The organism is Shewanella rhizosphaerae (assembly GCF_019457655.1).
GTDB classification, from domain to species: Bacteria; Pseudomonadota; Gammaproteobacteria; order Enterobacterales; family Shewanellaceae; genus Shewanella; species Shewanella loihica.
The window spans coordinates 1,483,621-1,505,115 of sequence record NZ_CP080420.1 but is presented as its reverse complement, the minus strand read 5'-3'; the positions used below and the strand labels follow the sequence as shown (position 1 = coordinate 1,505,115).

The following is a 21,495-nucleotide window of genomic DNA, read 5'->3' as shown; positions in this document are numbered from 1 at the left end:
TCGGCACTTTCAAGCTATATTATTCAATGTTATAGTTAAAACCAACATTATTCGTTTAATTCAACAGGGTTATTTATGGAAGCTGTGATTAAGTCAGTTAAAATTGCAGGAATGCAAGCTGCTGTTCCCCCCCATAGACATTCATATGTAGAAACACCCGACATATTCACCCAAGAAGAAGCCGATAAGATTTATGCCAGTACTGGTATTCATAGCCGACGAATACTCCCCAAACACCTCTGTGCATCTGACATGTGTATCGCTGCGGCGCAAAGACTACTAGAAAGGCTTGATTGGGCCCCCGAATCAATAGATGTATTAATTTATGTATCTCAAGATGCAGATTATGCGCTACCGGCAACAGCTTGTTTAATGCAACACAGACTCGGGCTTCCGCAAACTGCTGCATGTTTAGATGTCAGTCTTGGCTGCTCTGGTTTTGTGTACGCCACATGGATAGCCAGTCAACTCCTCAATAGCTCAAGCGGTAAGAGAGCCTTGGTTCTATGCGGAGATACCTCTAGTCGTCACCTACTTCCTGATGACCGTGGAACCCTGCCACTGTTCGGCGATGCAGGCGTCGCTACCGCTTTAGAATATGATGAAAATTGGCCAGATTCTTATGCCGTCTATGGTACTGATGGCACCGGCGGCCAGCACATAGCGGTAAAAGCGGGTGGACGCCGCGTACCTACCATGCCAGAACGAGAACCGAGATCAACAGAGGAAGAAGAAAGGCTCTACAAAGATTCCAGACTCTACCTCAATGGAGCTGCGGTATTTTCATTTACCTTAAGAGTCGTTCCTAAACTCATCAAGGAAACCTTGTCCCTAGCCAATATTGAAGCCGATGATTTAGACATGGTTGTAATGCATCAGGCAAACCAGTTTATTCTTGAGCATCTACGTAAGAAAGCTAAAGTGGCCGAAGAAAAATACTTGATTGATATGGCCGACTTTGGGAACACTTCCAGCGCCTCGGTGCCACTTGCGATCTGTCATAAGCTCACCAATTTCTTCACCAATGAGACGAAAAAAGTGATGCTTGGCGGATTCGGAGTCGGATGGTCTTGGGGCGCCATTATCACAGATATTGGTCCCATCGTAGCCCCAGAATTAATTGAAATATCTGACGATTTTGAACCATTAACTTTAGTGCAATCATAATGGATCTCACCAACAAACTTTATATAGTCACAGGCGCTGCTGCGGACTCAGATATTGGCCTCGCAATTTGTCAAAAGCTTGATAATTGTGGGGCAAAATTAATTCTTGTGGGACGTCGAGAACACGCACTGCAGGAGACATTGAGTATGCTGAAGGGGAAAGAACACATAGTGTGCCCTTTTGACCTTAGTGAACTGCAAAATATTACGACTTGGGCAAAATCTATCGTCACGCAATATGGTGCGATAGATGGGCTAGTACATAGCGCGAGCTTTCAAGGGTACAGCCCACTAAGAGGTATTACTCCCAAGCAGATCCATCAATACCTAGATATAAACTTCTCTGCTGCTGTTATGCTTACCTCTGCCTTTTCCAAAGCCAGACACTTTAATCCAGGGGCAAGTTTTATCTTCATCGGCTCTGCGGCTGGACAGAGAGGGCTAAAAGCAAGAACGCTCTACGCCGCATCTAAGGCTGCACTCTCGTCTATGGTACAGTCGGCGGCCTTAGAGCTAGCCGCTAAACAGATTAGAGTAAATTGCGTCGCCCCGGCTCTGGTATCTGGTGCCAAGGCTGAACAACAATTTGCTACGCTCGGCGTGGAGCTAAGCCAACGATTAATCGAAGCCCATCCACTTGGACTAAGCACACCAGAAGATGTCGCAAACAGTGTTTACTTTTTATTAAGCGATCTAAGTCGCAATACTACTGGCATCACGCTCGCTGTAGATGGTGGATTCCTTGCCGGCTAAGCCTAAAGCCGCTTTTTACGGTAACAATTCCCACCGAATTGGCGCCGGACACATTATGCGCCTCTACGCCCTCGCTGAAGCTGCCGCAAATCAATTTGATATTTGGTTTGTCTATAAGACCTGCAGCGATGCGCTACTGAGTAAACTTAAACGGGCTAATTTTAATCTGCTCCAAATATCATCTAGCTTGACCGCTAGCGAATTAAAACAGCATAAATTCGACACAATAATAGTCGATGACTACGAGTTAACTGGCAACGAATGGCATCAACTTGTAAGTACTGGAAGCTACCTCGTTAAACTGGATGATGCCCTTGATGATGACCCAATACTAGCCGATTTAATTATCAACCCTGCACCTAACTGTACCCAAACGGATTATCAAAGCAGGGCACCGCATGCTAACTACTGCCTTGGGCCACATTTTACCTATTTAAGACGAGAGTTTACGACTTGCCATTTTACACCGTTAATGGCGCGCCCTAACCTTTTAATCTCGTTGGGTGGTACTGATACCAAATCATTAGCCCTACCGCTATCTAAAGCCCTACTAAAGACTTTAAACCAATGTCAGGTACAATTACTGTTGGGAAAACCTCATCAAGATCAAATTGCCCTAGAAGCTCTGACACGAGAACAGGTAAATTTTTCACTTATTTGCGACCCACAATCTGTTGCTGAAGTGATGACGCTATCAGGATTAGCCATATCGGCGGCAGGAGGAACCCTTGGAGAACTAGCCAGCCAAGGCGTACCAACTCTTGCCTTGGTAACCGTCGACAACCAGCTACCAGCCTTAACCTCGCCCTTGAATAATACCTGGTATCAGGCAATAGATTGCCGGCACTATGAACAATCTGAGCCGGAGAGTGAAAGTAACCTAGCGCTCATCAATGAAATAGCAACTCAGGCCTACGCACTTTGGCATAATAAATGCTGTCGACAACTAATGAGTGATAAGGCTCGTCAACTGATTGACGGCCAAGGCTGCCAAAGAGTAATAGATAGATTAGTTATTGGCCTAGAAGAGAAGTCGAAACACCAATGATTGCAAAACAATCCTTACATCCAGAACACTACTATGACGCGAAAACACTTGAGGTTGAACAGACCCAGGTATTCGAAAAGAGTTGGGTATTTGTCGGTTTTAAAGACCAGATCTCTCAAAATCATGATTTCATTACATTACAGGTAGGTAACACCCCTGTTGTGGTGCAGAACTTTAATGGCGAGCTCAGTGCACTACTCAACGTATGCAGCCATCGCAAGGCAAAACTTCAAACAGCACAACGTGGTAACAGACCACTGCTTTGCCCATACCATTGTTGGAGTTACAAGAGCGATGGCGCCCTTAGTGGGGTACCACAAAATCGTACCGACTTTGGCTTGGATGATTTAGCCAAAAAAAAACTCGCCCTAAAACAGTTTAATCTGGCTAGTTGCGGTAACATGTTGTTTGTTCGCGTTGCCAAAGAAGGTCCAAGATTAGATGAATTTTTAGGCCCTTATTTCAATATATTAGAAGAAATATCCAATGATTTCGTCGATCCAGTGCAACAAGGCAATTATCATTGGGAAACAAATTGGAAGCTAGCATGCGAGACGGTTCTCGAAGTCTATCATGTAGCCGGAACTCACCCCGAAACCTTTGCCAAATTTGCCAAACCTGAAGTTGAGGTTGCTCATTTTAATGGACATACGACAGGCAACACTCCATTGCAAGATGCACCAAAGAAATGGTGGGCCGGCGCCAGGAAGCATCTCAAACTCGAGCAAAGCACTTCCTATAGTGAATACAATCATTTTTTCATCTATCCCAATTTAGCTATTGGACTGACCAACGGTTCGCTCATGTCACTGCAAACTTATGAGCCCAAAGGAACCACTCAGTCTCAGCTGAATTTTCAATTACGTATGATGAGAAGAGTAGATGGAGGCGCTACCAGCGATGCGGTTAAGGCGGCGATCAAGGCAAACTTTACTGAATTCAATCATACCATCTTAGAAGAAGATAGATTGGTAGCAGAATCATGTCAGGCTAATATGCAGAGCATTGACTCTGCTGGGATACTGGGCAAATGCGAGGAGAGAATTCTGCATTTTCATGACGCCTGGCGTCACGATGTCCAGCCCCATTTACCATTGAGGGATTAAGATGTTTACGCCTAACATTTCTATAAATGGCCGGCAGATAGGTCCACAACATAAACCTTATGTGATAGCCGAACTGTCGGGGAATCACAAAGGTAGTCTGTCTAAAGCGCTTAGCATGATAGATGCTGCAGCAGCCACAGGGGTTGATGCCATCAAGATACAGACCTATAGCGCAGATACCATTACACTTGATCACGATAGCCCAGAATTCCTGCTACAGGGAGGCTTATGGGCGGGCAGAACCTTATATGACCTTTATCAAGAAGCACATACGCCATGGGAATGGCATGAGGCACTATTTGAACGAGCAAAACAAAATAACATAGCGCTGTTTTCATCTCCGTTCGATCTATCGGCAATTGAACTGCTTGAGTCTCTAAACTGCCCGGCCTATAAAATTGCTTCGTTTGAGATCAATGATATCGGCCTCATCACAGCCGCTGCGAAAACCGGTAAGCCACTCATCATCTCGACAGGTTTGGCGACACTCGCCGAAATTGAAGAAGCCGTTGAGGCAGTTGCCGATGCGGGCGGTAACCAACTGGCCCTGCTGCATTGTATTAGTGGTTATCCAACGCCTATTGAAGATTGCAATCTGCGCACGCTCACAGACCTATGTCAACGTTTCGATTTTCCTATCGGTCTAAGCGATCACACCTTAGAAACCACGGCAGCCATAACGGCGATTGCGCTAGGGGCTAGTATTATTGAAAAACACTTCACTCTCGATAGAAACGATGGCTCTGTTGATGCCGCCTTTTCTCTGGAACCCGATGCATTTGCGACATTGAAACAAGAGGTGGACAAAGCCCATCTCGCCCTAGGCCATGCCGGTTATGAGATTAAACCGAGTGAGGCGGGTGGTCGCGATTTTCGTCGTTCACTATACGTTAGCCAAGCTATCAAGAAGGGAGAGTCTTTCACTCGCGACAATGTACGTTCGGTAAGACCTGCACATGGATTGCACACTCGCTATCTGCCTCAAATACTGGGACAAAAGGCATCCCAAGATATTGCCTTTGGTGAACCAATGAGAGAGAGCTATCTCTCCAAGCCCTTGGTTAAACGAGAGGATTAAATGCGCGTAATCTGCATCACACAAGCGCGAATGGGATCAAGTCGGTTACCAGGTAAAGTACTGACTCCCATTGCCAATAAGCCTATGCTCGAATATCACATCGAGAGAGTTGCTCAATCACATCTCATTGATACCCATATTATCGCGACTACAATCGAAGATAATGACCAGGCTATCGCCGATTATTGCCATACCAAGCAACTGCAGTGTTTTAGAGGAGATGAGCAGGACGTTTTACAAAGGTTCTACGAGGCCGCACTTTCAGTGGGTGCAGAGCAAGAAGACATTATCATACGCCTTACAGGTGATTGTCCGTTGATCTGCCCAGAATTAATCGATCAAGCCATTCGTAAGCATCAAACGGGGGATCCCGCCCAATATACGCACATTAGCCTGACCTTTTTTCCTAGGGGATTTGATGTAGAAGTATTTAGTATGCATAGCCTTACTCTGGCATTTCAACATGCTCACACTCAGGCACAACGAGAACATGTAACACTATTTCTCTATACCCAACCAGACGCCCAAATAGTACCAATTGAAACAGGAAAGGCCTCTTGGGGTGAGTTTAGGCTTTGCGTAGACGAAATAGACGACCTACGTCAGGTCGAACAAATCATCCAATTATTAGGCGAAAATTGGCTCACAGCAGATCATAAAACAATTTGCAAACTGCTGACAGACAATCCGAAGCTCGCCCAAATCAACAAACATGTCGCGCAGCGCATTGCACATTAAGATAAATCATTCCTGTGCGCTGCCGATAAAGTAAATAACAATAGATTTAATATAAAGAACATAAATAACTCGAGGTAACATATTATGAACAAACAAGAATTTTTAAATGCACTAGAAGAGATCCTTGAACTGGACGAGAATACGCTTAAGGGAGATGAGGTCTTGATGGACATAGAGCAATGGGACTCTTTGGCATTTCTAAGCGTCATCGCCATGGCCGATGAGCACTTCGATATAGTGATTCAAGGTGACAAGTTAGAAGAGATCAAAACTGTCGGCGATCTTGTCGGTTTAGTAGAAGAACATCTAGCCGCCTAAGGCGATTACACTACCGTGATGAATGTCAATCCAATGGATTTCAGTGGCAAGCGAGTGCTTGTCACTGGCGCCTCCGCAGGCTTAGGAAAGGCTTGTGCCATATTGTTTTCCCAACTCGGTGCTAAGGTTATTCTCAATGGCCGTAACTCAAAAGCACTCGAACAAACGCTCACCGAATTAAGCGGTAATGGCCACGTTTGTGCACCTTTCGACATGGCCGACACAGATAAGCTTACCGACTGGGTGAAAATGCTGGTGAAAGAACATGGTTATTTAGACGGTTTTGTACACTGTGCAGGTATACAAATCACCAAACCGATCCGACTTTTCGACCAAGCCTTCTTTGACGAAACCATGCATGTCAACCTGGCTAGCGCCATGGCTATTAGCAAAGGCTTCAGACTAAAACGTGATCGTTCAAAACAAGGTGCGATAGTATTTGTCTCCTCCATCGCCGGATTAATAGGCCAAACAGGAAACACGCTTTATGGTGCAAGCAAGGCAGGACTGATGTCTCTAACCAGAGGTCTCGCCATGGAATTGCTTAGGGATAACATCAGGGTAAACTGTGTCGCACCAGCATTGGTCGCAACAGAAATGGCGACTCGTACTCAAGAGAGCATGACAGAAGCACAGTTTCAACATATGTTAGATCAGCATCCAATGGGCTTAGGCCAACCCGAAGATGTCGCTAATGCGGTTGCCTTTCTCCTGAGTGACGCCGCTAAATGGATCAATGCAGTGACCTTGCCCGTTGAAGGTGGATATTTAGCAAATTAAGAAGAAGATATGGCATTAAACTTTAAGCGTGTAGATGTAAACGATGCCGAGCTGTTGCTTAAGTGGCGTACGACTCCGGAAATCACTAAACACATGTTTACCGATCTCGAAAATCCGTCGGTAGACAAGCAGCGGGCTTGGATAGAATCTTTAGCGAAGCGAGATGATTACCGAGCCTACATGATACAAGATGATGGTGTCTCTATTGGCTTCTTATGTTTCTCTGATATAGACAGATTTCACCAACGTTGCAGCACAGGTTCCTATATTTATGAGCGTCAGGCTCGACTTAAATATGGCGTCACCATGCACACTTATATCTGCAACTACGTGTTTCACCAACTTAAGCTAAACAAAATAGTTAACTATGTGCTCGACGCCAATGAAAAAGTGGTCAAGCTACAAACGTTACACAAGACCAGGCTTGTCGGTCACCTTAAACAACATATCTACAAAAATGGTGAGTTTTTAGACGTCCATATCTTTGAACAATTGAGGCAAGATTGGCTCAGTCAGAAACAACATTTTAGCTTGGAAAAAATTTCAGCAGCCTTTAACGATTGGAATAATGCATGAGTAAAATTGCAGATATCATAATGAAAGAAACCAGACTGATCATTGAGAATAAGGGAGAAATCTGTCCTGACTTCGATCAACAAGCTGAATTTCTGTCCGACCTTCCTATGGACTCATTGGATCTGGCGACCCTAATTGTCAGCCTGGAGCTTAACACTGGGCTCGATCCATTTAGGGACGGTTTCAAGCAGTTCCATAGCATCGCCGAACTGATCACTCTATACGAAAATACGGCCGCTTAATGTTCACAATCCCCCGAGGTTTCACTCTACTTGAGCAAGGAAGTCAATTCGGTAGCGACTCATTTCAGCCTCAGCCCAACCTACAAGGACGAAAATTCATCGAAATTACGGCCGGTTCGACGACTAACGGTAAGCCGTTAGTCAAAGAGATGATACAAGCTATCATCGACGGCCAGACCGCTAACATTCCTGTCATCTTTAATCGCACTCAACAGGAGATCAATCTCGATGAACTGCCAGAACATTTTGCCGTTGGCTTACTAACCTCTGGGACAACGGGAAAGCCCAAATTAGTTTTTCATCGACTCGAAAAGCTTCTACCCAAGAATCTAAAAAGCCAAATAAGAGAGAACACTCGCTGGCTACTTTGTTATCATCCAATGAGCTTTGCCGGACTTCAGGTCATCTTACAAGCAATTGTAAGCCAAGATCTTTTAGTCGCATCAGTTGATACCAATCTACAAGCCAAGGCTCAACTGGCGATTAGTCAGGATATTAATGCAATAAGTGCGACCCCCTCCATGATGCGGGCCATGTTGCTTTGTTGGCATCTAACAAGGCCGCCACTAACCATCATCAGTCTTGGGGGAGAAATTGCCGATCAGCGTACTTTAGATAGCATTAGACAAAGTTTCCCTGAGGCCCAGCTAAGGCATATCTATGCTACGACAGAGGCTGGCGTGATCTTTTCAATAAAAGACGGCATAGAAGGATTCCCACTTAGCTGGTTACAGCAAACATTTAATGGCTGGCAAATTTCGGCTAACAACACACTGCACCTCGACAATGGCTTAGTCGAAATAGATACCGGCGATTGCATTAGATTAACCCAGGACAGAGTGATATTTGTCGGTAGAGAAGACAATCTAGTCAATGTCGGCGGTGTTAAAGTTAACCTTGAAACACTCGAGCAAGAGATCCTTGCTATTGAAGAAATTTTCGATGCCCGAGTATTTGCTAAGTCAAACCCAATCACGGGGGCACTAATCTGCCTGGAATGTTGTGCAACAGATGAAACCAAGGCCAGAGAAGCACTTAAAACCTGGTCACTTGGACGCGATCCTGCTGCAACGCCACGCATCATTCGCTTTAGCGAGCAGATCACCCTGTCTGCCAGTGGTAAAAAAGTGAGAACAAATTAATGAAACATATCATTGTGACGGGTGGCAGTAGAGGCCTAGGTTTGGCCATAGTGACTCACCTTTTAGCGCAAGGCTATAAAGTCTCAACTTGCAGCCGAACACCAACGTCAGCCATAGAGGCGCTGGAGCAGAATAATCCAAACTTTAAATGGTTTCCCTGTGAAATTGGAAACGCAGAGCAAACATCGCGATTTGTTAAAGAGGCCTGCATCTGGGCTAATGAATCGCCTCTTTGGGGGCTGATCAACAATGCGGGGATCGCCAAAGAAGGAGTACTAGCGACGTTTCCCAACATTGAGTCTGACGCACTGATACAAGTAAACCTAAACGGGGCGCTCTATACAGCCCGGGAAGTGCTGCGTGTATTCTTGCGCCAAAACAGTGCCGGTAGAATCATCAATATTAGCTCGATAATTGGTAGTAGAGGCTACACGGGGCTCGCCGCCTACTCTGCCTCAAAGGCAGGCTTAGACGGTCTAACTAGAGCACTAGCAAGAGAGAACGGACGCCGAAACATTACTGTCAACTCCATAGCACCTGGCTACCTGGATACTGAGATGTCATCAACGCTCTCAGATAAGAAACGAGACCAGATCATACGCCGCACTCCAATGCATAGGTTAGGTAAGGTCGACGATATCACTCCAGCGATCAGCTTTTTGCTATCCGATGGGGCCGCCTTTATTACCGGGCAGACACTCACCATTGATGGCGGAATCACTAACTAGGAACTGGGTTATGAAACAGGCGCATTGCCAACTTTGTAAACAACAGAATTGGCTAATATTTTCTGCAATTCCCTTTGGCATATGGGATAAGGACAGCAAACAGCTTTCACGACAAAACTCCAATTATCCCCTGGGGAAATGTCAATCCTGTGGACACGTGCAAGTGAGCCTGATTTACACCAAGGAATTATTTGAGAAACTCTACTTTCATTCATCCCAAGAAGCCGTAATGTGGCACGAATCATTGGTAGGCAGTGAACGTCCCTACGAGGAGATGATTGACTTTGCCTTCAATGGCCAATACCCAACAACCATAGTGGACTTTGGATGTGGTGAGGGAAAACTGTTAGCGGCAGCAAAAGATATAGCTAAGCAGAGCAAACTAATCGGTATCGATTTTAACGACAGATTCTCTCAGCAAGATATCACCTATATGGCCTTCGATCTCAATGATCTTAGCCAGCTTTCCAATCACCTTTGGCCTGACGGCATTGATCTTGCCATGGCATCACATGTACTCGAACATGTTATTGACCCTGTCAGCTTTTTAGCAGAACTGAAAGCCAGGCTCAGCCCTTGCGGAAAGATTTTCATAGAAGTACCAGACTTCACCCTTCGTCACGATGAAAAGTCTATTGGCATGAGTAATTTAGTTAATCTTCAACACATTCATTACTACACGCAAGATTCTCTGGCTTTTGCCGCTAAGCAGGCTGGATTGACCATTGTAAAGCAAGCTCAAATTACGACCGGCTATATCCCCAGGTTACAAATGCTACTTGAACCTCATAACGGGTCATTGGAGGAACAGGTTCCTTCTTTATTTAATGCCGCCGATGTCATCCTTCACTATCAATCATGCTGCCGTGATCTCAGAAATCGATTGGTAGGAAAGGTTAACGCAGCGCTCAATGAACAAAGTAAGGTAGGTCTCTGGGGGATCGGAGCTGACTTTTATAATATGCTAAACGAACACCCAGAGCTTACCGAACTCATAGCGAAAGGAGAGGTTGTATTATTTGATTACTCTCTCAAAGGTAAAGCATTACAACGCCAGCACATTCTAGGCAGCGACGAAATTCCCCAATTTAACCATCCTGTATTTATGACGCCTCAACTCGCTGAAACTAGAGTAAAAATGCACGTCATCAGCCGAGACTGGCCTAATGTAATTGACCCTTTTATCGACGGGAATGCCTAGATGCCAATCAATCAAGAACACCTGACTGACTGTAAACTGTGCAAAGCGCATTCGTGGGAGCTAGTAGCGACCTTAATTTCCGGCATTTGGGATAAACGCCATGATGAGCTAAACAGGGAAGAGTTACGTTTCCCTATTGGCCAATGTACCAAGTGCCATCATGTTCAGGTTGCAATCCCCTACACTCAGAGTATCTTCGATTCCCTCTATTTTTCTAACCAAGCCGAACCCGACATGTGGTGCGAAACGCCAAATGGTCAAAAATCTCCCTATGAAGAGATGCTCGAATTTATTGCCCCTTATATTCAAGATGGCGCGCATATCGTAGATTTTGGTGCGGGTGCAGGAACCACATTAAAGCATATTGAAAATACCCATAAAGAAAGGCAACTCACCCTAGCCAGTGTAGATTTTCACAATCATATTCAATCAGAAACCATCGAATACCTGAGTGCAGATCTTAATAAACTTGAGGCACTGCAAGCTGAATTTGTCACCCAGCCAATCTCTTTGGCGATTAGCACTCATGTGTTGGAACACCTAATTGATCCCATTCACTTTCTGACGCAGATAAGATCAATGTTAAGCGATGACGGGCATATTTTTATCGAAGTGCCTGATTGCAGCCCAGATGCCTTCATTGAACATCTGGCCTTTACCAATCTAGTTCATGGGCAACATATTCACTATTACAGCAAAGACTCATTAGCCCAAATAGCCCGCTTGGCAGGCCTAAAGATTGACGCTTTACAGCAACTGACAACTGGTGATATTCCACGGCTATTAATACTGCTAAGTAAGACGACGCAAGAAAGTTCTACCACAGTCCTTCCCGTGACCTCGGGGGCCGATGTCGCTGTGGTCAAGCGTTTTAACGATTATCATGCCTTTCAGGATTCGTTGTTTAAGCAGATACAGCAAGCATTGATGTTAAATGACACTATTGGTATATGGGGCATAGGAGGTGATTTTTACCAATTAACCCAGAGCTATCCCAAGCTTATCGACTTGATACAAGCTAATAGCATCATTCTTTATGACTATGAGCTGGCTGGACATACCTATGTTGGTTCATCTATTCGATGCAGTTCGGCAATCGCCTCAACAAGGTATCCGGTTTTCATGTTGCCTTTATATGCACCAACCAGAGAAAAAATGCATCAGGTTTCTCAAAGTTGGTCGGCACAAGTTATCGATCCCTTTTAACTTTATCGAGCACAGCGGCCAAAGTTTCAATAACATAGTCCTGCTCTGAGTCGGTTAATGTCGGATACAAAGGTAAAGTTAAACAGCTAGCATAATAAGATTCGGCCTCGGGACAGTGGCCTTGGTTGAAACCTAAGCCCGTATAATAAGGCTGTAGATATACAGGGATATAATGCACATGCACGCCAATCCCGGCGGCTCTCATGGCATTAAATACTAACTTTCGATCAAGCTCTTTTGGCAAGCGAATGATGAAGAGATGATAAGCACTCAAACACAGCTCACTCGGCCGAATAAACTCAATATCTAATGCAGACAGGAAGAGATGATATCGCTGCACTAGCTCATTACGTCGTTTGACAAATTCCTGCAATCGCTGGATCTGGCTATTGCCTAATCCTGCTTGTAAATCTGTCATACGATAATTAAAACCCAGTGTATCCTGTTCATAGTACCAGTCTCCCTCTTCAGGCCTAGTCAACTCTTGAGGTAACTTAGAGATTCCATGACTGCGAAGACTAGCCATAGTTTTTGCCAATGCAGGGTCATTTGTAGTCGCCACTCCGCCTTCGCCAGTAGTGATAATTTTCACAGGATGAAAACTGAAAACACATATATCACTATATTCACAGCAACCTATAGGACGTCCTTGGTAACGACCTCCAATAGCGTGAGCTGCATCTTCTATGATCTTAATGCCATATGGCCTTACCAGCTCAGATAGGGCCTGCATATCGCAGCTATGGCCAGCCATATGTACGGGGATTATCACCTTAGGCAATTGACCAGCCTTTTCTGCAGCAACCAGCTTCATCGCTAATGCATCAATACTCAAATTGGCGGTATGGGCATCCACATCGATAAAGTCAACATCTGCTCCGCAGTAACGAGCACAGTTTGCCGAAGCGACGAAGGTAATGGGGCTTGTCCAGACAAGATCTCCCTCTTTGACGCCTAAAGCCAAACATGCAAGATGCAACATAGAGGTTGCGCTGTTTCCTGCTACCGCAAAGGACGCATCAGTCGCCTTACAGATATTACTTTCAAATAATGGAACCTGGGGACCCTGAGTTAAAAAGTCGCTGAGCAGCACCTGCTTCAAGGTTTCGAGATCCGAAGACGAAATATCTTGGCGACCATAAGGAATCATTAGGCCTTATCTCCGTCTAATAGCTTAATCTCATCTACGGTAAGAAAATGTGGATTATTACCCGAATGATATTCAAAACCTTGCTCAACCAAACTCCCTTTCTCACCCAATTGGTTTAACGAATAATCATGCTCCCGACCGAAAAAGGAGATACTCGGCGTGATCACAAAATGATCATCAAACTCAATGGTGTGGTGGGAATCATCTGCAGGGCACATGATTTCATGCATTTTTTCGCCGGGCCTGATGCCAACAATATCGTGGCTCAACCCTGGGCCATATGCCTGAGCGAGATCCGTTATTCGAACCGATGGAATTTTGGGGACAAATATCTCCCCCCCCTGCATACGTGAAAAGTTCTTCAGAACAAAATCGACTCCATCTTGTAAGGTGATCCAGAAACGTGTCATATCTGGGTGAGTGATGGGTAAAGACTGAGCCCCTTCCTTAATTAACTTCTGAAAAAAAGGAACCACAGATCCCCGAGAGCCGACTACATTGCCATATCTCACCGCAGAAAAGCGCGTCTCGCCATCGCCAACAATGTTGTTCCCGGCCACAAACAGTTTGTCTGACGCTAATTTGGTTGCACCATAGAGGTTAATGGGATTTGCAGCCTTATCGGTTGATAAGGCGATCACTTTCTTTACCTTGTTAGCGATTGCAGCCTTAATCACATTCTCAGCACCATGAATGTTGGTTTTGATACACTCCATGGGGTTATATTCTGCGGCAGGCACTTGCTTGATGGCCGCGGCATGAATCACGTAATCCACATCCTTAAAGGCTTGCATCATACGGTCACCATCACGGACATCCCCCAAAAAATATCGCATACAAGGCGCATTATAAATTTGCTGCATCTCATACTGCTTGAGTTCATCTCGCGATAAGATGATCAATCGCTTTGGACTGTATCTCTCTAAAATCGTCTTAGTATATTTCTGGCCAAAGGAGCCCGTACCGCCAGTTATCAGGATCGATTTATTGTTAAACATGTACTCTCCAAAGTTGCCTCTTTTCGGCTTACATCATACGCCGTTTTAAACTTCGCACAGCCAAGAGGCCAAGTCATCTTATTCTTAGCAAGCTATACAGCAATTATTACACCACTTATTAAGATGCGGACAGAATAATCACCAAGAGGCTCACAAATGTGCAGTTTTTCGCTTGCAACATTTCATCTAACCTTTTGTAATCTTAGTAACTTCATATCAATTGTCTAACCTTATTTCATTTGTTTGCCATCTAAGTCTGCTATTTGAACAAATTTTCACAAAATTGTCCTAAGGATCTAATTTGTAAACCTAATGGCACAATTATCGCATTTTATCGAATAAGCAGAATTTGCGACTAAATTTGGTGAAAACATCGACTTTAGCTGACAATAATTTGACGAACACCTTGCTTTGAAGGCAAAGAGGCCAGAATGCTGAACACCCAATCAGAAATATCCAAAACGTTTGCAATCAGTCAGTTCAATGAGTACTACTTACCCAGTGTAAATAGACATACCTTTGAAAAGCTGGACTCCGCTTCTCTTTACAACAAGAAATATCAGGGCGCTTTAAAGCAAGAAGATACACTGCACATCATCATAGGCATGGATTCTGGCCTACTGGCAAACTATCTCATGTCGCAACCACAGGCAAAAGGCAGCAAATATCTGTTCGTCGAGCTGGCTGACGTACTTTCTCTGCTAACCATAGAGATTCCTGAACACCTCAAAGATGACATGCAAATCGTTTCAGCGAATGATTTTCAAGAGGCAATAACGGCCCATGACAACAATCTCTACATAGTTAAGAAGCAATTCAAAATTCACCGTTCCATTGCCGTAGAAGGCAACTATCTCGATGCATATTGCGCATTGAATGAACTAGTAGAAACGAGTGTCGATCACGAGTATTTTGAGCAAAGCATTGGTTTCACACAAAAAATATTCATCAAGGCGCAATTTAAAAACCTCGGTGAAAATCAAAAGCCTGTATCAATACTCAAACAAGCCTTTCGCGATAAAACCTGTATAGTGTTAGGGGGAGGTCCATCCCTAGATGAACATTTAGAATGGATTAAGCAAAACAACGACGACTTAGTCATCATCGCCGCATCGCGAGTCGTAGGCAAACTAGTCAAACAAGAGATCTCTGTCGACATAGTTGTCTCCGTCGATCCGCAAACCCACAGCTTTGATGTCAATAAAGAGTTTATGCAGTTGGAGCATAAGAGTTTATTGATCAACTCTTACCATGTGGTGCCACAAATTTTAGGTCAATGGCAAGGTACCTCTCTATATACGGGCAATCACCTTCCATGGCTGCACGAGAGAGATAACCACAACATAAGATCCATTGGGCCAACAGTTACCAACAGCGCCATAGAGATCGCCACGGAAATGGGCTTTAGCCAGGTACTGCTTTGCGGTGTAGATTTCTGTCATTCCCAGACAGGTGTCACCCATGCTCAAGGGACATATGGCGCCAGTCTGGGACCTAACATAGGAGTCATGTTCGAATGGGTTGAAACAAATGCCGGCGACATGGCTGAAACACCAATTCAATTGCTACACGCCATTACCTCCCTTGAAGAGGCAATAAGCAATACCCCAGATACCCAATACATCAACTTATCTCTTGATGCGGCGAAAGTTAAAGGGGTCAACTATCTCGCTACCGACCAAATCGAGATCCAGCCACTAACCACAAGCCAACGCGCTCTACTTTTACCGCAAAAGCACCGCACTACAACAAGCGAAAAGCAGCGCTATCTAGAAGACACCTTAACGGAAATTGAATCTCACCTTGAGAAACTCACCTTGCTTAATGCTGAATTAAAACAGGCTCATAGCATCATAGACAAACTGGAGATTGCCAAGACGCCTGAGCGTATAGCGATTCAAGCGGAGAAGCTCGAAAAACTCGAACAGAGAATCAATGAAAAATACCCAGATCTAGCCAACCTCATCAAATTCTATGGCTACTATGAATTTTCACATTTCTTCTCAACCAAAAAAGAGCAAGACTGGTCCCAGGAAGATGTCAACAAACATACCCGAATCTACTATTCGGCATTTGAAAGCATTGCCCAAGAAATAGCACTGCTAATTGATGATGCCATCATACGCCTCCACTCAAGACTCGAAGAGGAAAAACCAGACTGCGACATAAGTGCCTTATGTCAGCAATGGCACAATGATATGCAGTGGGGTCGGGCTATTATCTGGCAACAGCAACACCCCAAGGCTTATAAGGCCTTGTCTGCTGAGCAAAAATCGCTTCTTAAGAAGAGTGAAGAGATCTATCTTGAACAGTTTGTCGTTAAAGAGTTTATCGATGATACAGATGACGCCCCCGTCCCCTTTATCGAAAACGCCTTTAAAAAATTACAGATATTGCTGCACAACAAGCATCTGCTGGGTATCTCCAAAATTGCACAATACACGGCGCCTTTTATTCAAACGGATCCCGAGGTCAATCGCCTGCATTTTCTCGCTTTAAGCTATCAATACATGCTGGAAAACCAACCCGAGTTGGCACTAGAAACGCTACAGAAGATCCCTGAGAATGATTTTCAAGAGGCCGAGCGTAAACTCGCCATCCAGCTGACTCTGAATCTCAATAACCTCCCGCTGGCCCTAGAGCATTATGCCAAGATAGTTGAGTACAGCGACGAATATCTGCCCCAGTATGCCCATGCGCTGAACTTGAGTGGCGATCCGCAGGCGGCGTTGGGTGTCTACCTCGATTACTTGGATAAATATCCTCAGGACATTCCTGTGATGCTAAAATTGGGGATCTTTCTCGCCCAGGCGGGTCAGATTGACGGCGCCATCTCCTGTTTCGAAAACGTCCTCATGTTGGATGAAGATAATCAAGCGGCGCTCAACTATCTGAGGCAGCTCAGGCCCTAAGTTTTTCGGCGCCAAGGGCAAAATTATCCTGCGGCGCCGTTTCCCTTGTCCTGTGGCACGCCGTATAATGTCTGGCGTTAATAACTTACAGCCGATAGCGAGGCCCTGTGGCGCACACCTATATCCCACTCGAACAATACAAACGCAAATGGATCTTTAACCATAAAGATCTCCCCGTCACAGATGAAGACAAGGCCTGCATCAAGCCGCTGGATCAAAAATCATCCATGACGGTGTGGAACCAGTGGGTGAGTAACAAGAGCAGCCGCAGCGAGCAGTTTGCCAAGGGCGACTGGGCCGCGAAAGGCGATGCCTGGCAGGAAACCGATCACTGGCAGAGCGCCTGGGACAGCGACTCCCCCGCCCTGCCCGAGCTGTTTCAGGGCCACTTCGATTGGCAAGACGAGACGCAAGTCTACTTCTGCTACGACAAGTACCAGATCATCGAGACCCGCTGGGACGTCTTTGTGCGCAACTGGAAATGTTTTCTCTTCTTCGATGACGGCCCACTGCTGATCGCCCCCAAGAAGAAACAGGCTGCCTTCTTCCATCAAAGCGGTCAATATCAGCTGGGTAAACGCGGCTAACCGTTACTATCACAATATTTATAAGAGGTTATATGAAGTCCCTCCTACGCCACCTGCTCCTTATCAGCGCCGTGACCAGTACCATACTCAGCACTCCTCTGGCCGCTAAGACATTGGCAGATGTGCCCCTTGCCGATGAGATAGTCCTAAGCGAACAAGCCTTGCAGCTTAACGGCGCCGGCATTCGCAGCAAATTCTTTATGGATCTCTATGTGAGCAGCCTATACACCCAGAGCCCGAGCCAAACGCTCGACAGCGTACTCAACGCCCCTAGGGTCGCGATTCGCTTGAATATCGTCTCAGGCATGATCACCTCTGAGAAGATGCAAGATGCGATCATCGAAGGCTTTGACGATGCCACAGGTGGAGAGCCTGAGGCGATTCAGCCCCAGATAGATGCCTTTATGGCCCTCTTTTCGGCGCCGATTGCCGAGGGGGATCAATTTACCTTAGAGGCGATAAAAGATCTTGGCGTCACCGCCTATAAGAATGGTGAAAAACAGGCAACGGTCGAGGGTGAAGCCTTTCGCAAGGCGCTGCTGAAGATCTGGCTGGGCGACAAGCCGGCGCAGAAGAGTCTCAAGCGGGCTATGCTAGGCGAATAAACAATAGCTGAAGCTAGCCGGTAGCTAACTGAAAGCTAAATGACAGCTAAATGAAAAATCATAAAAAAATGGCCTGACGGTATGTTCAGGCCATTTTTGTATTCATCACATTCTCTTATTCATCGCGTTTTCTGATTCAACATTAGCACCCTAGAATCGATACTGGGCGGAAAACGCCAACGCCAGCTGATTCTCCAGCGACTCCTGGGTTTTCGGCGAAGAGAGCTCTATCTCACCACTGAAGAAATAGCCCAGATAGGCATCAAAATTGAGTGGCTCGCTCGCCTGCCAGCCGGCCCTGACAAAGCCAACCCACTCGTCTATCTCCAAAGTCACATCTTCATCTTTTACCAAAAATCTTTGAGTACGCTTCGAGCTGCCGACGCCAACATCAAGCGACTCATACCACTGATAGCTCAGCTCCAGGCCCGCGGGGCCGCTAAAGCCCGCCGAAAAGGGGTTGGCAAGCTTGAGCTTATCGGTTATCTGCCAGTTCACCGCCAGATAAGGCAAGGTTCTCACCTCTGAGATGTCATTAAGATAGGCGACCCCGAGGCCCAACATGTTACCACCATTGAAGCGATACATGCCTGAGGCGACCACCCCATAACTTTGGGCATTGGACGATGAGGTGCCCTCGCTATAGGCGTACTGCAGCTTAGGCGCCAGCATGAACAGCCAACGATTGTTGGGACGAAAGCTGACCCCCAGGCCAACCCCATACCTGTCCACATTGGACCAGGGCGCCAGATTACCACCCAGCAGTGAGGCGCCGCGGCCACTCCAGTCATAATCCAGCCTGTCGTAACTAATATTGGCACTGAGCGACCATTGCCTGTTTAGGGCAAAGCTGGTCTTGGCGCCGAACAGCCAGGTGTCGCGCTGCAATGCCAGGCCGCTGTCACCCACATCGGCCTCACCGACGCCGATGCGCGATACCGACAGGGTCAAGGGCGACGCCTGTCGCGCTCCCCCTTGGGCCGCCTGGGCGGAAACGGCCGTCAGACAGGTTAACCCTAAAACCAGGGCGTTGAACTTATTGCGAGATAATAGGCTTGGCTTCATACCCTCTCCCAGGGGCTACTCAGTTGGGCTTAAGGTTTGGCCGGCTGCGCGATTTCAATGTGGGCCCCCGTCCAAATTCCAATCATAAAGTTAGTACACTCAAGCTTAGTACGACCAGACTGGCGAAAAGATCACTTTCCCTTCAAAACGGCTAGCTTTGTTACTAAAAGCGCGGCTAAAACTCTGATTAAAGCCGCGATCTGAACTAAAATTGCCAGCGCCTAGACTCGATAGGCGCGCAGGAACATGCTCACCGTCTCTTTGATGTAGGCCGGGCGCTTAGCAACCAGATCCTCGATCGGTAAGCCTAGCTCTAACTTGAGGCGCATCTCACCAAACAGCATCATACACAGACGCACCGAGGCATGGCGCAGATCACCAAAATGATACTCGCCGAGTTTCTCCACCTGCTCAAAATAATTCTCCAGCAGATTGAGCAGGAATTCTGGGCCGGCATTAAAAAACAGCGCCGAAATTTCCGGGTGGGTATCGGCCTGGGCCACACAGGTCTTAAACACCTCTATCGCCTCGGGTGATACGATCATCTCGCCAAAATAGTTACCGAAATGCAGCAGCGCCTGCTCAGGGTCCTGGGGGCTGGTAAACAGCTCCGCCGTCACCTGATGCACAACACACTTAGATTCGATTGATGCAACGAACAGATCATCTTTGCTGCCAAAATGCGAATAGACGGTCTGTTTAGAGACGCCCGCCAACTTCGCGACCTCATCCATGCTGGTATTGGGAAATCCTTGCCCACAGAAGAGCTCAATCGCGGCGTGTAATATCTGCGCCTTCTTCTGTTCACTGCGGCTAAGGGGTGTTTGTACCATTGAAACGTCCTATAAGGTCTTCATTTTCATCACGACATATTTATACACAAACTAGACTAGACAGTCCAGTTTTTGCAAATTAGACTAACAAGTCTAGTTTAACGATTTATTCACCAACTGTTAACCACGGAAGTGTATCAGTATGACGATCTTTACCGCCAAGTCCCTCGCCAGAGTGTTGTTATGGAGCAGCCTTAGCCTCGCGGCCAGCGGCTGCCAACAGGATGAGTCCAGCAGCAGCGCCCTCGACAGCGAACATTTCCCCAAGGTCTCCAGTCAGCGGCTGATCCGCTCGATCAGCTATGACACGGAGCAGGTATTTACCGGCAGCATACGCGCGGGCAATACCACGGCTATAGGATTCGAACTGGCGGGTAAGATAAAACACCTGGCGGTCGACAGTGGTAATCATGTCAAACAGGGTGACCTACTGGCCCAGCTGGACACCTCCTTGCTTGAAGCCGAGAAGCGCGAGCTGCAGGCAAGCCTTGCGCAAAACCGCGCCGACAGAGAGCTGGCCCAGAGCACCCTCAAGCGCAGCCAGGCACTGAAACAACAGGGCTACGCCTCGGCCCAGCAACTGGACGAACTCAAGGGACAACTCAGCAGCCTGCAAGCCGCCGAGCAGCGCCTGCGCGCCGCCATAGAGGCCAACGCGCTGCGGATCGCCAAGTCCACCCTGGTCGCACCATTTGATGGTATTATCGCCAAACGTAACAACAACTTAGGCGAAGTTGTCGCCTTGGGCGCGCCGCTATTTACCCTGATCCAACACAACAATCCCCAGGCCATCGTCGGCGTGCCCGTAGGGCTCGCCCAAAGCTTGCAAGACAGCCAGCAGCTGACCCTGACGGTGAAAGAGACTCCCTATCTGGCCACCGTGGCCGGCATAGGCGCCGAGGTCAATCCTGTGACGCGTACCGTACCGGTGCGCCTGACCCTGCCTACCGATGCCAAGGTGATCAACGGCGAGCTGGCTTATCTGCATTACAACAAGACAGTCGATACCGCCGGTTTCTGGGTGCCCATCTCCTCGCTCACCGACGGCCTGCGCGGCCTGTGGAACCTGTATGTGCTGGTTGAACAAAATCCGGATCAATACCTTATCGAGCGGCGCGACATAGAGATCCTCTATACCCGTGGCGATCAGGCCTTCATTCAGGGAGCCATCAGCGAAGATGAGCGCTTCGTCACCCAGGGCCTGCACAAGGTGGTGGTAGGCGAGCGCGTCATGCTCAACACCCAAGTGGCGACGAGGTAAGT

22 protein-coding genes are annotated in these 21,495 nt (G+C 46.7%); 18 read left to right on the top strand and 4 right to left on the bottom strand.

Going from position 1 to position 21,495, the window contains the following annotated elements; genetic code table 11:
- Positions 1 to 75 precede the first annotated feature (75 nt).
- The 14 genes from K0I63_RS06685 to K0I63_RS06620 all read left to right on the top strand — a co-directional run bounded on the left by K0I63_RS06685 (position 76) and on the right by K0I63_RS06620 (position 12,082).
- Positions 76 to 1,167 (top strand): 3-oxoacyl-ACP synthase III family protein, encoded by a 1,092-nt coding sequence (locus K0I63_RS06685; RefSeq protein ID WP_220082933.1) that lies wholly within the window; start codon positions 76 to 78, stop codon positions 1,165 to 1,167.
- Positions 1,167 to 1,919 carry an SDR family NAD(P)-dependent oxidoreductase gene (locus K0I63_RS06680; RefSeq protein WP_220082932.1) on the top strand — a complete coding sequence of 251 codons (753 nt, stop codon included), beginning with the start codon at positions 1,167 to 1,169 and terminating at the stop codon, positions 1,917 to 1,919. The genes K0I63_RS06685 and K0I63_RS06680 overlap by 1 nt, the downstream gene beginning before the upstream one ends.
- Positions 1,897 to 2,967: a UDP-2,4-diacetamido-2,4,6-trideoxy-beta-L-altropyranose hydrolase gene (pseG, locus tag K0I63_RS06675; protein ID WP_258406953.1), complete on the top strand. Its 1,071-nt coding sequence runs from the start codon at positions 1,897 to 1,899 to the stop codon at positions 2,965 to 2,967. The genes K0I63_RS06680 and pseG overlap by 23 nt, the downstream gene beginning before the upstream one ends.
- The gene (locus K0I63_RS06670; RefSeq protein WP_011865131.1) at positions 2,964 to 4,073 is read left to right on the top strand and encodes an aromatic ring-hydroxylating oxygenase subunit alpha; all 1,110 of its coding nucleotides are present in this window, start codon (positions 2,964 to 2,966) and stop codon (positions 4,071 to 4,073) included. The genes pseG and K0I63_RS06670 overlap by 4 nt, the downstream gene beginning before the upstream one ends.
- A 1-nt stretch (position 4,074) precedes the next feature.
- The gene (gene pseI / locus K0I63_RS06665) at positions 4,075 to 5,151 is read left to right on the top strand and encodes a pseudaminic acid synthase (RefSeq protein WP_011865130.1); all 1,077 of its coding nucleotides are present in this window, start codon (positions 4,075 to 4,077) and stop codon (positions 5,149 to 5,151) included.
- A complete protein-coding gene (locus K0I63_RS06660) occupies positions 5,152 to 5,889 on the top strand; it encodes a cytidylyltransferase domain-containing protein (protein WP_220082930.1) in 738 nt (245 codons plus the stop codon).
- An 84-nt stretch (positions 5,890 to 5,973) separates the two neighbouring features.
- A complete protein-coding gene (locus K0I63_RS06655) occupies positions 5,974 to 6,207 on the top strand; it encodes an acyl carrier protein (protein ID WP_220082929.1) in 234 nt (77 codons plus the stop codon).
- 18 nt (positions 6,208 to 6,225) lie between these two features.
- Positions 6,226 to 6,987, top strand: coding sequence for an SDR family NAD(P)-dependent oxidoreductase (locus K0I63_RS06650; protein WP_220083386.1), 762 nt, complete (start codon positions 6,226 to 6,228; stop codon positions 6,985 to 6,987).
- Positions 6,988 to 6,996: 9 nt separating this feature from the next.
- On the top strand, positions 6,997 to 7,563 hold the full coding sequence (pseH, locus tag K0I63_RS06645; protein WP_011865126.1) for a UDP-4-amino-4,6-dideoxy-N-acetyl-beta-L-altrosamine N-acetyltransferase: 567 nt from the start codon (positions 6,997 to 6,999) through the stop codon (positions 7,561 to 7,563).
- Positions 7,560 to 7,805, top strand: coding sequence for a hypothetical protein (locus K0I63_RS06640; RefSeq protein ID WP_011865125.1), 246 nt, complete (start codon positions 7,560 to 7,562; stop codon positions 7,803 to 7,805). Before pseH ends, K0I63_RS06640 begins: the two co-directional genes overlap by 4 nt.
- Positions 7,805 to 8,947, top strand: a complete 1,143-nt coding sequence (locus K0I63_RS06635; protein WP_220082928.1) for an AMP-binding protein — start codon at positions 7,805 to 7,807, stop codon at positions 8,945 to 8,947. The genes K0I63_RS06640 and K0I63_RS06635 overlap by 1 nt, the downstream gene beginning before the upstream one ends.
- On the top strand, positions 8,947 to 9,675 hold the full coding sequence (locus K0I63_RS06630) for an SDR family NAD(P)-dependent oxidoreductase (protein ID WP_220082927.1): 729 nt from the start codon (positions 8,947 to 8,949) through the stop codon (positions 9,673 to 9,675). The genes K0I63_RS06635 and K0I63_RS06630 overlap by 1 nt, the downstream gene beginning before the upstream one ends.
- Positions 9,676 to 9,685: 10 nt before the next feature.
- A complete protein-coding gene (locus tag K0I63_RS06625) occupies positions 9,686 to 10,876 on the top strand; it encodes a class I SAM-dependent methyltransferase (protein ID WP_220082926.1) in 1,191 nt (396 codons plus the stop codon).
- Positions 10,877 to 12,082: a class I SAM-dependent methyltransferase gene (locus K0I63_RS06620; RefSeq protein WP_220082925.1), complete on the top strand. Its 1,206-nt coding sequence runs from the start codon at positions 10,877 to 10,879 to the stop codon at positions 12,080 to 12,082.
- Here K0I63_RS06620 and pseC read toward each other — a convergent pair.
- Positions 12,066 to 13,232: a UDP-4-amino-4,6-dideoxy-N-acetyl-beta-L-altrosamine transaminase gene (gene pseC / locus K0I63_RS06615; RefSeq protein ID WP_220082924.1), complete on the bottom strand. Its 1,167-nt coding sequence runs from the start codon at positions 13,230 to 13,232 to the stop codon at positions 12,066 to 12,068. The two genes, K0I63_RS06620 and pseC, sit on opposite strands and share 17 nt — an antisense overlap.
- Positions 13,232 to 14,230, bottom strand: coding sequence for a UDP-N-acetylglucosamine 4,6-dehydratase (inverting) (gene pseB / locus K0I63_RS06610; RefSeq protein ID WP_011865119.1), 999 nt, complete (start codon positions 14,228 to 14,230; stop codon positions 13,232 to 13,234). Before pseB ends, pseC begins: the two co-directional genes overlap by 1 nt.
- Before the next feature lie 431 nt (positions 14,231 to 14,661).
- Between pseB and K0I63_RS06605 the strand changes: the two genes are divergently transcribed.
- The 3 genes from K0I63_RS06605 (at position 14,662) to K0I63_RS06595 (ending at position 18,334) form a co-directional block, all read left to right on the top strand.
- Complete coding sequence (locus tag K0I63_RS06605) at positions 14,662 to 17,142, top strand: motility associated factor glycosyltransferase family protein (RefSeq protein ID WP_220082923.1); 2,481 nt, start codon at positions 14,662 to 14,664, stop codon at positions 17,140 to 17,142.
- Between the two features lie 107 nt (positions 17,143 to 17,249).
- Entirely contained in the window at positions 17,250 to 17,729 is a 480-nt protein-coding gene (locus K0I63_RS06600) for a DUF2947 domain-containing protein (RefSeq protein ID WP_220080298.1), read from the top strand.
- 32 nt (positions 17,730 to 17,761) lie between these two features.
- Positions 17,762 to 18,334: a chalcone isomerase family protein gene (locus K0I63_RS06595; protein ID WP_258406952.1), complete on the top strand. Its 573-nt coding sequence runs from the start codon at positions 17,762 to 17,764 to the stop codon at positions 18,332 to 18,334.
- Positions 18,335 to 18,484: 150 nt separating this feature from the next.
- Here K0I63_RS06595 and K0I63_RS06590 read toward each other — a convergent pair whose 3' ends face one another.
- Entirely contained in the window at positions 18,485 to 19,399 is a 915-nt protein-coding gene (locus K0I63_RS06590) for an outer membrane beta-barrel protein (RefSeq protein ID WP_220082922.1), read from the bottom strand.
- Between the two features lie 221 nt (positions 19,400 to 19,620).
- Positions 19,621 to 20,232: a TetR/AcrR family transcriptional regulator gene (locus K0I63_RS06585; RefSeq protein ID WP_220082921.1), complete on the bottom strand. Its 612-nt coding sequence runs from the start codon at positions 20,230 to 20,232 to the stop codon at positions 19,621 to 19,623.
- Positions 20,233 to 20,374: 142 nt separating this feature from the next.
- On the opposite strand from K0I63_RS06585, the gene K0I63_RS06580 reads away from it, so the two are divergent.
- Positions 20,375 to 21,493, top strand: coding sequence for an efflux RND transporter periplasmic adaptor subunit (locus tag K0I63_RS06580; RefSeq protein WP_220082920.1), 1,119 nt, complete (start codon positions 20,375 to 20,377; stop codon positions 21,491 to 21,493).
- Positions 21,494 to 21,495 lie beyond the last annotated feature (2 nt).